Origin of the sequence: Desulfomicrobium apsheronum (assembly GCF_900114115.1) — a bacterium.
GTDB lineage: Bacteria > Desulfobacterota > Desulfovibrionia > Desulfovibrionales > Desulfomicrobiaceae > Desulfomicrobium > Desulfomicrobium apsheronum.
Genome location: NZ_FORX01000010.1, coordinates 93028 through 105183, shown reverse-complemented (window position 1 = coordinate 105183; position 12156 = coordinate 93028). Strand labels below are relative to the sequence as shown.

The window sequence follows — 12156 nt, the reverse complement described above, 5'->3', positions numbered from 1 at the left end:
GATGATGATAAAAACGGTTTTTGGATGCAAGCGGGCCGAAACCTCCGTCGGAAGTTTCGGCCCGCTTGCGTTTTGGCCTGCAACAGAATCAAAGCGACGCTATTTCGCGTTCATTGTCCTTTGAATGGCCAGTTCGAGGGTTTCCAGCTGAACCGGCTTGGCCAGATAGTCGTTCATGCCTGCCTGCAGGAAGATTTCGCGGTCTCCGGTCATGGCGTAGGCGGTCATGGCGATGATTGGAACCTTGGCCTGCGCCCCACCCCGCTTGCGAATGGCGCGGGTCGTTTCGACTCCGTCCAGGATGGGCATCTGGATGTCCATGAAGATCAGGTCGAACTCCTGGTCGTCCAGAATTCTCAGGGCTTCCCGTCCGTTCATGACGGCCGTCACGGTGTGCCCGAGTTTTTCCAGCATCCTGCGGCCTGCCCAGAGGTTGACCTCGTCGTCCTCGGCCATGAGAATCCGGAGTCCGCGCGGGGAATGCCTGTCCGGGGAACTGTCCTGTGCCGGTTCGTCCGGGACGACGGGGATGCGCAGGGGCAGGGCGAGGCAGATGGCCGTTCCTTGACCGGGGGCCGAATCGACGGACAGGCTGCCCCCCATCATCTGGGTCAGGCGGCGCACTATGGACAGGCCAAGTCCTGCGCCCTGATGATCGCGTACGTAGGAACCGTCGACCTGCACAAAGGGTTCAAAGATGTCCTTGAGACGTTCCTCGGGAATGCCCGCCCCTGTGTCCGAGACGCACAGGAACAGGTGACACGTATGCGCGGAGGAACAGGGCAGCATGGATATTTCGGTGGTGATGTGCCCATGGTCCGTGAATTTGATGGCGTTGCCCACCAGATTGAAGAGGATCTGGCGCAGGCGCATTTCGTCTCCGACGAGCAGGGCCGGCACGTTTCTATCCATCAGGAAATCGAGTTTCAGGTTCTTCTGTCCGGCAATGGGGGCAAAGAGTTCGAACACGGACTCCTTGAGGGCTGCGATCTGGAACTGCGTTTCGTAGATGACCAGCTTGCCGGATTCGATGCGCGAGATGTCCAGGATGTCGGAGAGCAGACGGGTCAGGCGGGTCGATGACTTGATGGCTGTGGATATGAACTCGCGCTGCTCGTCGTCGAGGACCGTCGTTTCCATGAGTTGCAGCATGCCCAGCACGCCGTTCAAGGGCGTGCGGATTTCATGGCTCATGTTGGCCAGAAATTCGCTTTTGGCCCTGTTCGCGGCCTGGCTCTGGGCGGCCAGTTCCGTGGCTTTGGCCGCGGCTTCAAGCATGCTTTTGCCGGCCATGCGCAGCTCGGCCTGAGTGGAGTTGCGCTCCGTGATGTCCGTCGCGGTGAAGGTCACGCCGACGCCAAGATCCTCCGGATCAAGAGGCGTGGAGGCCATGAGCACGTCAATGATGGTCCCATCCTTTCTGATCCAGCGCGTTTCGACTTCGCCCGTTCCTTTTGCCTTGATCTGCCTGTATTTTTCGCGCCCGACGAACTCGAAGTCTTCCTGTGTGGGATAGAGCATGCGCGCGCTCCGGCTCAGCAGTTCCTCTTCTGTGTGTCCGGTCATTTCGCAGACGCGCTGGTTGACGCGGATCAGAATCCGGTTCCTGACCACGCCGATACCCGTGGGAGCGACCCTGAAAATGGCCTGCAGGTGCTCCTGGCTTTTGCGCAGGGCTTCCTCGATCCGTTTTTGTTCGGTGATGTCGAGCATGAAGCCGAACCAGGTGATGCTCCCGTCCGGCATGGCCTGGGGGTTTGATGCGGCCCGGATCCATTTGGTCGCCCCGGAGCGCGTGGAGATGCGAAAATCTTCCTTCCAGGGGCTCATGGACAGGGCCGATTGCTCGATGGTGGCAAAGAGCCTGCTCTGGTCTTCCGGGAAGACGTTCTGAAAAAGAACGGAGGTGTTGCGCAGGGATTCGTCCGGCCATTCGAGCAACTGACCCGCCCCCTGGCTCACGAAGGGAATTTCGTATGTCAGGGGCGCCCTGCGGGTGAACTGGTAGAGCGCGCCGGGAACATTGGCGGTTATGGAGCGCAGCAGGGACTCGTTTTTCCGCAAGGACTCCTCGGCCAGTTTGCGAGCCGTGACATCCTGGGCAAAACCGTCGATGATCTGCTTTTCGGTGCCGTCGAAGCTTCCAAGGCTTGCGTTTTCGTGAATCCAGATGATCTCGCCGTTTTTCTTCCTGCCCTGAAACTCGAAATGTCTGACCACCCCTTCAGTTTGCAGCAGTTCTATGAATTCCCGGCGGCGATTGGGCTCGACGTAAAGCTGACGGGCGAGGTCGGTCATATCGGAAAGAGCTTCCTGCGCCGTGTCATATCCCATCATTTCCGCCATGGCGGGGTTGAGCTCCAGGAACCTTCCCGAAAGGGAGCTTCGATACACTCCGACCGGCGAATGCTCGAAACGGTTTTTGTATCTGGCCTCGCTCTCTTCCAGGGCGGCCTGAGTTGCGGCGAGTCGTTTTTCCAGATCGTCGTCGGGGAGGGGCTTCATCATATGGATTTTTGCTCCGGGGCGGCGCTGTGATCAGGCAGAGCTGGTCTGTTGTTGCGGCACCCGCGTGACGGAATGTGTATGACGGAGGCGTTGAATCTGGGATCAAGGATTGGTGCTGAAGAAGAACATGACAGCTTTTTCCGGCCAATACAACCAAAGTCGTCCGGGAAAGAGGACTGAGCCGGGAGAGGGATGCTGCCGGCGTGATGTTTTATGGAAGCCTTTTAGCGGAATTTGAGCTTGGTGGAATGCCTTGGCGGTTCGACAGCCGTTTTTTTGCTTTCACTGCCGTCATGGCCTGGCCTGGGACCAGATCATGCCGCCGAGCATCAGCGCGCAGCCGATGAGGGCCTGGGTGGTGAGGATTTCGCCCAGCAGCATCCATCCGGCCACAGCGGCAAAGACCGCCTCAAGGCTCAGGATGATGGCCGCCGGGGCTGGGCGGGCGTCGCGCTGGGCCACGACCTGCAGGGTGTAGGCCACGCCGACGCTCATGAGTCCGCCATAGAGGATGGGGATGATGCCGGCCCAAAGACCGGCCAGGCTGATCTCTTCAAAGATCGCGGCTCCGGCCAGGCTGATCAGGCTGCAGAAGGCGAACTGGACGGCGGCCAGTTTGACGGCGTCCACAGCCGCGAGCCCGCCGGTCAGCTTGCCGATGAGGAGCACATGCACGCCCCAGAAAAATGCCGACATGAGGACCAGCGCGTCCCCCTTGTCCATGGTCATGCTCTCGGTCACGCTCAGCATGTACATGCCGGCGATGGCCAGGCCCGCTCCGGCCCAGGTCCCGATGCCGTAGCGGTGTCCGAGGAAGATGCCGATCAGCGGCACGAAGACCACGTACAGGCCGGTGATGAAGCCGGCCTTGCCCGCCGTGGTGTAGCAGAGTCCGAACTGTTGCAGCCATGCGCCCAGAAACAGGGCTCCGCCCATGAGCAGGCCGCCCCGGATCAGGGCGGACATTGGCGCGGCGACGGTGGTGCGTTTTCTGTCCATGTTCGCGATGAGGGGCAAGAGGGCCAGGGCGCCCAGCGCGAAGCGGATGCCGTTGAAGGTCAGGGGGCCCATGTGGTCCATGCCCATGCGCTGCGCCACGAAGGCCGCACCCCAGATCAGGGCGGTCAGCAAAAGGAAGAGATTGGCGCGTATGATTCTGGAGTTCATGGGGATTCCTTGTGCGGCAAGCGGGTGATGTCTTTCGGGCCGGATGGAGGCTTTACCGGGCCGGAGGCGGCGCCGTCAAGGCGGGGGTGGAAGGGGCGGGTGGATTATAAAGGGGTGGCACCGAAGAACACAGAAGACAGAAGAACACGGACTGACACGGACAAACACGGACAGGCACGGACAAGAAATAATGGCCGCGCCTGTATTACCCTGTGTTTGTCCGTGTTCGTCCGTGCCAGTCCGTGCCAGTCCGTGTCAGTCCGTTTCCTTCCGTGCCTCTCCACACCGGTTCATTTTCAGCGCACTCTTATCGCCGGTTCATTTCTTTTTCCACGCCCCATCGGGGCTCTGGATCCATGTTCCCGGGGCTTCCTTCTCGGCGATTTGCGCGGCGCGGGTCTGCCCTACCAGGGCGGGAGAAGCGTTCTGACGGGCGGCGATGGCCTTGTAGACTTCCCGGCGATCGGCGTTTTCGGCGTTGATCACGTCGGCGCTTGGCTTGTTTCCGGAGCGGAACTCCAGAAATCCCTGGTTGTTTTCACCCACGAGGCCCTGGGCTTTGAGTTCGTTGATGACAGGCAGGCGGGCGAGCATCCTGTCCTTGATGCCCTGGGCGAAGCCGGCCTGAACGCAGAACATGACGCATAAAAGGGCCAGAAGGATCGGTATGAGGTGCTTCATTTTGCGCATATGGGACTCCAGTTCAGTTGCTTGGGTTCAGTTTTTGGTCGGCCTTGTCGATGTCGCTGAAAAAGTCTTCCAGGTCCTTTTGGACCCGCACGTTGACATCGATGGTGATGTGGATGGGTTTGACCTCCACCGGCGCCATCTGCACCTCGTGGCGGGTGCTGCAGGCGCTTTGCAAGAGCAGCATCGCGGCCAGGGCCATCAAGGGAATTCGCACGTTAACCTCCGTTTTTCATCAGTTCCAGGAGCTGTCTGTATTGCAAAAGTTGATCCAGGGGCAGGCGGAAATTCACGTCCAGGCGGATGCCCTGGAATACGGACCCCGGTGAAGAGGCCTCGACCCGGGCGAAGCCGCCGAGATCGCGGTTGTAGCTGAACGGCAGGGGTTTTTCGGGTTTGCCGTCGAGTTCCAGGGAGACGACAAGCTCCCTTTCCTGGGTGTTGATGCGGATTCTGGCCCAGTCGTAGGTGAAGTCCTTCAGGGCCTCCGCCGCCAGGTCCAGCTGCCCGTATTGGGGCGTTCCCGGGGGAATGCCGGCGGTCAGGATCTCCGTGCCCTTGACGCGCAGTACTCCTTTTTCGCCCGGAGTGGAATACAGAAAGCCGTTGGCGAAGGTCAGGTTCCCGTCCGCCCAGCGCACCGGGATGCGGCCGTTGGCGGTGCCTCCGCCCTGGGCCTGGGTCATTCCGAACTGTTCCAGGGCCTGGGCCATCTCGACCCGGTCACAGTAGAGCTCGACGGTGTAGTCCTCAACGTTCGGGTTGATTCTGAAAGCCTGGCTGCCGATGCGACCACCGGCCCATTCAAAGCGGCAGCCCTCGACCAGGATGCTGTGCAGGGCTTCGATCTGAAAATGGATGTCGCCCTGCTCAAGGATGATGGTGCCCAGTTGCAAGCGCTCGAAATTCATACGCCCGTCCGGTTCGGAGCGCATGTTCAGCAGGTTGGAAAAGGCCAGTTCGACGGCCCCGTCGCTTAACGTGAGTTCACTTGTCGCGTGTGCCAGGGACAGTCCGGTGAGCTTCAGATCGGCGGGGAGCATGGCCGCTCCGTTGCTCAAGTCCAGCCGCGCGGCGGCATCCAGGCGGGCGCTGCCCGACAGATCGCCCAGCGCCGGGATGAGACTTGTCAGCTTGCCGGGCAGGGTGATGGTTTGGGCGGCCTTCATCTCGATCCAGGAGCCGGAAATGTTTGTTGCGTCGATGCGTCCCTTCAGGGGCGCCCGAACCGCCACCGGCAGCACCGAGAGGGTCCCGTCAAGGCTCGCCCCGTGCAAATCTTGCGCGATTCGTGATGAAATTTTTGCCAGCCCTTTCCCTTTCCACTTCAGATCGAGGTCTACGCTGCCGGACGTCGTCGCCGGTTCGGGCCAGGCCAGGGGCAGGCGCAGGCTCACCAGTGCGGCGGTGTCTCCGCTGCTGGCGCGTGCGTTCGCGTTTATGACGCCGTTTAAGGTAAGCTGCTCGGTCAGGACAAAGGCGCATTGTCCGTCAAGGCGGGTCGTGGTCAGGGCCATGCCGGGCTGTTTTGCATCCAGGCGCGCTCCGCTGAGGCGTATCGTTCCGCTCAGGTCTGGAGCGGCGGTGGCGTTTACGGTCATGTTCAGGCCCGAGAGGGTCGCGCCCAGGGTTTCCCGGGTCACGCGTAATCTGCCCAAGGCCAGGGATCCGTCAACACGCGTACCGGCGGAGTCCTTTCCGGCGTCGAGGGTCAGGGTGGTCGTGTCCAGGGCAAGGACCAGCCCCGGCGTCTGGGCCGGGCGGACTTCAAGAGCGTCGAGGGCCGCCGTGGCGTGCATGTTCCAGCCCTGGTCCGAGGCGTTGAGTTCGCAGCTTCCGGCCAGGCGCGGCGGAGACGAAAACGCGACGCCCGGCAGGGCCTGCGCGGTCAGGCTCCAGGAGCAGCCAAAGGACATGTTCTCAAGGTCCGCCCGGATATCGGCGACGCTCAGGGTCAGCGGCAGGGGGGCGCCAAGGCTCAGGGCCGAGAGGGAAAGGCGCGGTTCGTCCTGCCAGGCAAGGTCGAGGGTGGCGTTGCCGTCCTGGGTCAGAGGCGCGCCGCCAAGCATGGTTCGCAGGGAGTCAAGGCCAAGCCGGGCTTCAAGAAGGGGCTTCTGGTCTGGGGGCAGGGACGCGTGGCCCTCGGCCCGCACGGTTCCGGCGAGGGGCAGTGCGTTTAGGCTCGGGACCATCCCGGCCAGGGCCGCGATGGAGGCCGGGGGCAGGACGCAGGTCAGTCGGAAATTGTTTTGCTGCAGGTTCCCTTTCAGCGCCAAGCTCACGCTCTGCCCGGCCAGCGCGGTGTCGGCATTCAGGACGATGTCGGCATTTTCATCCAGGCCCCCGTTCACGCTAAAGGGAAACGAGTGCCCAAGGCCCGGTCCTTCAAGGCTGATGCGGCCTTCAACGGAAATCTCGTCCACCCAGGGCAGGAACATGGTCCCGGAGTCCGCGCCGGATGATTTCTGAAGCCGGGGAAGACCGGGAATGTTCCAATTTTCTCCATTTTTTTGAACCCGGATCGACAGACCCAGGATCCTGATCCTGTCGATTCGGCCCGTTAGGAGACCGGACAGGCTCCAGTCGATGAGCACGGCCTCGGCGGCAAGGCCCGCATCGCTGGACAGGGATATTTCGCCCAGATCAAGACCCGAAAAGCCTGCCCTGCGAATGTCCATGCTCAGTTCGGGCGCATGCAGGGTTCTGGCCAGCGCGGGCACGAAAAGTTCCTGGGCGATGCGGGGCAGGGCGCTCCAGAGAACGGCAAGGACAAGGCAGAACAGCGTGAGAAAAAACAGCAACCCGCGCAGGAAACGGAAGTGAGCCGGTCTGGCGGGCTGTTTATTGGCGTGCGGGGTCGCGTTGTCCGGCGCGGAGCCGTTTGCAGTGGACATGTTCCTTTGTCTAGCAAAGGTCAGGGCAAAGGCAAAGAGCGTGTTTGAGGTCTTTCGGGAAGGTTTGGGCGACTCCAATAAAAACGCCCCGCTTCATGGTGAAGCGGGGCGAGTCATTTCAAGGCATTTCTAACTTGATCGTTTCGTCGTACTTTTTGTTTTAAGATTCTTGAACCCTTAAAAACTTTTCTTCGTAGCGTTTGGTGACGGTCTCTCCGTCTGGTTTGCCCGGGCTGATGGGTTCAAGTCCCCTGCCTCTTCAGGCCTTTTTTCTCACGCTACCTCAAGCAACTTTTCTTCCCAAATGAATGGCCCAATGGTCTTACCTCCGCTTAGGTTAAAACGAACAGGTCTTGATTCATCTATAAGCCTGGCGGCTGACATTGTCCAGACAGGAAATGGTTTTTCATCTCTCAAATCACGGCCAACTGCATTTTGCCCCACACGCCGATCTTGCCTTCGCATTGCGTGAAGACGCCGTCGATGCCAAGGGACTCCCAGCCCTGGGCCTTGGCCAGGACCGCGTCCATGGCCGAGGCTCCGGTCAGGGCGTTGGCCAGGGACGTGGCCGCCGCGTCGGCCAGGGCCGCGTCTTGTGCGCGGACCACGACAAGGTCGGCCTTCCCGAAACTCAGCGAATGTCCGATTTTGGCCGAGGACGCGCAAAAGGAGCAGGGAAATTCCCTGGCCGACACCGGGACGCACAGGCGCACGGCCTGGTCCGGCATGTTCAGGATGCCGATGTGCCGGTCCCGGGTGGAGCACAGGTAGGTGTCTCCGCCGTTTTCGATCAGAAGGTCAGGTGAGCGTTCCCGGAAGTGTTCGGCCAGCATCTGGGTCAGGGTTCCGGCCACGGCGGCCATGGGACCGACACCGGTCAGGGCTGCGGCATGGCACATGCGGCGGATGATTTCCGGAGCGCGCGGGCCAGTTTCAAGGGGTTCAAGAGAGGTCAGGAATTCGGGGTGTACGGCCGCGTAGGCCTTGATCTGTCCGCGCAGGAGTCGAACATGGTCGGCCATGGGAGCGCCGAGATCTTCCCGCGCCGCGATCCACAGATCCGTTTCCTCGATGATGAGCTGGAAGGAGACGAGGTCGTCACGCCGGGAGGCGCGGTAGGTGCGGAACGGGGACAGGTGGGCAGGGCGGGTCATGTCGGCGGATTCGCGCTGCATGCGGCCATCAGCGTTTCGGTCTGCTTCTTGGACATGGGTCTGCCCAGATGATAGCCTTGTGCCAGGTCGCATCCGAGTTCCTGCAGGGATTCAAGCTGTTGCTGCGTTTCCACGCCCTCGGCTACGATGCGCAGATCCAGGATTTTCCCCAGTCCGATGATGGCCTTGATGATCTCAAGGTTGTTGGGGTTTTCGAGCATGGTCTGAACAAAGGAGCGGTCGATCTTAAGGATGTCGATGGGCAGGCGTTGCAGGTAGGACAGGGACGAATATCCCGTGCCGAAATCGTCCATGGCGATCTGAAAGCCCATCTTCTGCAATCGCTCCAGTCTGGATGTGGCCTGCTCGGGATTGTCCATGACCGCCGTTTCGGTGATTTCGAGCTTGATGTGCCGCGCCTTGAGACCGGTTTCATGCAGCAGTTCTGTCAGCACGGGGATGAGCGACGCCTGCAGCAGGTCCTTGGGCGAAAGGTTCAGGGACATGCTGATGTCAAGATCGGGGAATTGAGCTTGCCATCCGGCGAGGACCAGGCAGCCGCGGCGCATGACCCATTTGCCGATTTCGGTGATCAGTCCGGTTTCCTCGGCCACGGGGATGAATTCTCCCGGGGGCAGATGACCGCGCAGCGGGTGGTTCCAGCGGATGAGCGCCTCGAAACCTCGGAGTTTTTGTCCGCTCAGGGCGTAGATGGGCTGAAAGAAGAGTTCGAATTCATCTTCGACCAGGGCCTGACGCAGGTCGTTTTCAAGCTGCACGGTCTGCACGACCTGTTCGTACATGCTCTTGCTGAAGACCTTGAACTGGTTTTTGCCCAGCTCCTTGGAGCGGTACATGCTGATGTCGGCATCCCGCAGCAGGTCGTTGGGCGAAGTGTAGCGCACGGTCTGCAGCACCACACCGACGGAGGCGCTGACCAGCACGTCCCGATCCTGGATTTTGAGTGGCTGGCGTATGGTCTCCAGAAGCCTGCGGGTGATGCCGATGGCTTCCTGGTTGCTCTGGAAGTCTTCGAGCAGCACGGCGAACTCGTCTCCTCCCATGCGGGCCACCGTGTCCATGGTGCGCAGGCACTGGGTCAGGCGCGCGGCCACTTCCTGCAACAGATGATCCCCGGCCTGGTGCCCGAGGGTGTCGTTGACCCGCTTGAAGCTGTCCAGGTCGATCATGAGCACGGCAAAACGATACTCGGAGTTGCGCTGCTGCCTGGTCATGGCCCGGTTCAGCCTGTCCATGAAGAGCACCCTGTTGGGCAGTCCCGTCAGATTGTCGCGCAGGGCCTGTCTGGTCAGTTGAGCTTCGTAATTCTTGCGTTCGGAGATGTCGCTGAAAATGAAGAACGCCCCGGAGATCGTGCCGTCCAGCACGTAGGGATAGCCGAGCATGGAGACGGGAATGATCCGTCCGTCCTTGGTTCTGCGTTGCGTCTCCGTGCTCACCGAGGTTCCACTCAGTACCGTGGAGATGAAGGCAAAGCTTTCGTCGAGGCTGTCCGGGTTCAGGAGCATTTCGAAGAGGGCGTGGAGATCGCTTCGGGTGTATCCGAAGAGGCTGGTGAAGCTCGGGTTGATGTCCATGGGCGCCCCGTCCTTGCCCAGCAACAGGATGCCTTGCGGGGAATTGTCGAAGAGCTGCTGAAAGAGGCCTTTCTGGATGGCCAGTCTGCGTTCGGCCTTCTTGCGCTTGGACACGTCGCGCATGGAGCCTTCGAGGTGGCTGATGGACCCGTCGGAGCGCTTCACGGTGCGCATGTTGATCGAGATCCAGGTTTTTTTGCCGCTCTTCATGAACGCATCGAGTTCAAAATTCTGGGCGGTGCCGAGTTGCAGGGCCCGGCTCAGCAGTTGGACCCGGTCGGCGGAGGAGATGGCGCGTTGCAGGAAGCCTTGGGCGTCGGCCATCAGGCTGCCTATGTCCTCGTAGCCGAAAATGCGGGCCATGGCCGGGTTGGCGCTCAGGAGGTCGTGATCAAGAGATATCTGGAAGATGCCCTCGGTCGCGTTTTCGAAAATGGCTCGGTGCTTTTTCTCGCTTTGGCGCAGCGCTTTTTCCGTGGCGTTGCGCGAGATGGCCAGGGCCAGATGGTCGGCCACCGAAGCGAGTACGTGCGTGTCTTTGTCGCGGACGAAATGATTGTTCTCGGAAAGCGCGAAGACCACGGAACCCAGCAGCCGATCCCCGTAGCGCAGCGGTGAGGTGAACCACAGCGTGGATTGCGCTTCCCCTTCCCGCGGGCCCTCGGGCGGGGTGTCCGTGATTTGCGGGGATGGTGAGTTCATGGCGTTGGCGGAGAGCATGGAAAGATGCTTCATGGTCTCGTGCCTGGCCAGATCCTGTCGAATGAAGAATGGGAACGTGAGCTTCGCGCCCTCCACGCCAAGGATGGAGGCGAACATGACCTGGACTTCAATGTGCTCGGCCAGGATGTCGAAGATCTTGGACAGAAGCTCTTTGTCCGCCAGGGGCGTGCTGGCGGCGGTGGAAACCAAGTACAGAACCCGGGTGCCGATCTCGACCCGCTTCTTGTCGGTGATGTCCCGGATGGTCTGGATGGCTCCGGCGATGTTGCCGTCCTTGTCGTAAAGCGCCGAGGCCTTGGCCCAGACATAGGCCCCGCGCCCGTCGTGGAGGAGCGGGACGAAGATTTCCGTGGCCAGTCCTTCGAGGTTGCCCTGGGTGGGCTCGTACATGGGGTAGTCCCGGCTTGGATCCTTGCCGATGAAGTCCAGGAGAATGGGTCGTGGGTGGCCGTAAAAGGGAGTGCCGTACTCATAGCCCGATTTGCCCAGGATCTCTGCCTTGGGCACTCCGGTCATGCCTTCCATGGCCCGGTTCCAGGCAATGACCCGGTGTTCGTTGTCGACCACCAGGGTGGCGTCGGGCAGAAATTCGATGATGTGGTCCAGGCGCTGCTGCATTCCAAGGAGCGCTTCCTCGGCCAGGGCTCGATCTGAAATGTCCCGGATCAGGACCAGGATCAGGTCGTCCTCGAGATTGGCGAAGCGGGCCTCGTAGTGCCGGGTTCGGCCTGCGGAATGAATCGAGTATTCAGCCTGGAAGAACGAGGTCTCGGCCAGCATGCGCATGGCCAGGGAGAACGCCCGAGGGTCGGCGATGTCTGGAATTTCGCGCAGATTTCTCTTCAGGAGACTGAGCGGCTCGACGCCGAAGAGGGCTTGCAAGCCGCCTCGGCAATCCTTGATCAGACCGTCGCGGGTGATCCACAGGAAAACGTCCGGCAGGGCCATGAACACGGCCCGCATGACTTCGTTGCGGCGCACCAGTTCGGCGGAGCTGATTTCCAGGGCCCGTTCCAGGACTTCCTTTTCTTCGTCGAATTGACGGTAGGCGTCCTCTATGAGGGTCATGAAGGGTTCAAGATTTGTCGGCAATTCGCTGGGAGTGACCCGGGCCCGTTTGAGCTGGCGTTGCAAAAGGCGGTGCATGCTCATCCCTGCTCCCGCAGCACGGTGACCGTCATGGTCTGATTGTGCAGGCAGCAGGTTCCTCCAGCCTCGTCACTTCCGATTTCGCCGTAGGAGTAAAAGCCGGTCAGGGTCGTGCGCGGGCAATGGATTCCAAGGGCTTCCACGGCGGCGGCGACGGTGTTTTCGTCCGTGTCGGACCAGAACACCAGCGCAAGGTCGGCGTCCAGGCCGTGGGCCTTGGCGGAACAGGTTTCCCACTCTCCTTTGGAGTTCACGCGCATCTGGCTTACAATCATG

Annotated in this window: 8 protein-coding genes; all 8 read right to left on the bottom strand. The window is 60.9% G+C overall.

Features of this window, described 5'->3' with window-relative positions; all coding sequences use genetic code 11:
* Positions 1 to 99: 99 nt before the first annotated feature.
* Positions 100 to 2508: a PAS domain S-box protein gene (locus tag BMZ40_RS10950; RefSeq protein ID WP_092375354.1), complete on the bottom strand. Its 2409-nt coding sequence runs from the start codon at positions 2506 to 2508 to the stop codon at positions 100 to 102.
* Between the two features lie 291 nt (positions 2509 to 2799).
* Positions 2800 to 3675 carry a DMT family transporter gene (locus BMZ40_RS10945; RefSeq protein ID WP_092375350.1) on the bottom strand — a complete coding sequence of 292 codons (876 nt, stop codon included), beginning with the start codon at positions 3673 to 3675 and terminating at the stop codon, positions 2800 to 2802.
* Positions 3676 to 3993: 318 nt separating this feature from the next.
* Positions 3994 to 4365: a YdbL family probable chaperone protein gene (locus tag BMZ40_RS10940; protein WP_092189014.1), complete on the bottom strand. Its 372-nt coding sequence runs from the start codon at positions 4363 to 4365 to the stop codon at positions 3994 to 3996.
* Positions 4366 to 4378: 13 nt separating this feature from the next.
* Complete coding sequence (locus BMZ40_RS10935; protein WP_092375346.1) at positions 4379 to 4579, bottom strand: YnbE family lipoprotein; 201 nt, start codon at positions 4577 to 4579, stop codon at positions 4379 to 4381.
* A 1-nt stretch (position 4580) separates the two neighbouring features.
* Positions 4581 to 7256 (bottom strand): intermembrane phospholipid transport YdbH family protein, encoded by a 2676-nt coding sequence (locus tag BMZ40_RS10930; protein WP_092375343.1) that lies wholly within the window; start codon positions 7254 to 7256, stop codon positions 4581 to 4583.
* A 413-nt stretch (positions 7257 to 7669) separates the two neighbouring features.
* Positions 7670 to 8431: a UPF0280 family protein gene (locus tag BMZ40_RS10925; RefSeq protein WP_245751093.1), complete on the bottom strand. Its 762-nt coding sequence runs from the start codon at positions 8429 to 8431 to the stop codon at positions 7670 to 7672.
* Positions 8407 to 11883: a bifunctional diguanylate cyclase/phosphodiesterase gene (locus BMZ40_RS10920; RefSeq protein WP_092375340.1), complete on the bottom strand. Its 3477-nt coding sequence runs from the start codon at positions 11881 to 11883 to the stop codon at positions 8407 to 8409. Before BMZ40_RS10920 ends, BMZ40_RS10925 begins: the two co-directional genes overlap by 25 nt.
* Positions 11880 to 12155, bottom strand: a complete 276-nt coding sequence (locus BMZ40_RS10915) for a hypothetical protein (protein ID WP_092375338.1) — start codon at positions 12153 to 12155, stop codon at positions 11880 to 11882. The genes BMZ40_RS10920 and BMZ40_RS10915 overlap by 4 nt, the downstream gene beginning before the upstream one ends.
* Between the last annotated feature and the right edge of the window lies 1 nt (position 12156).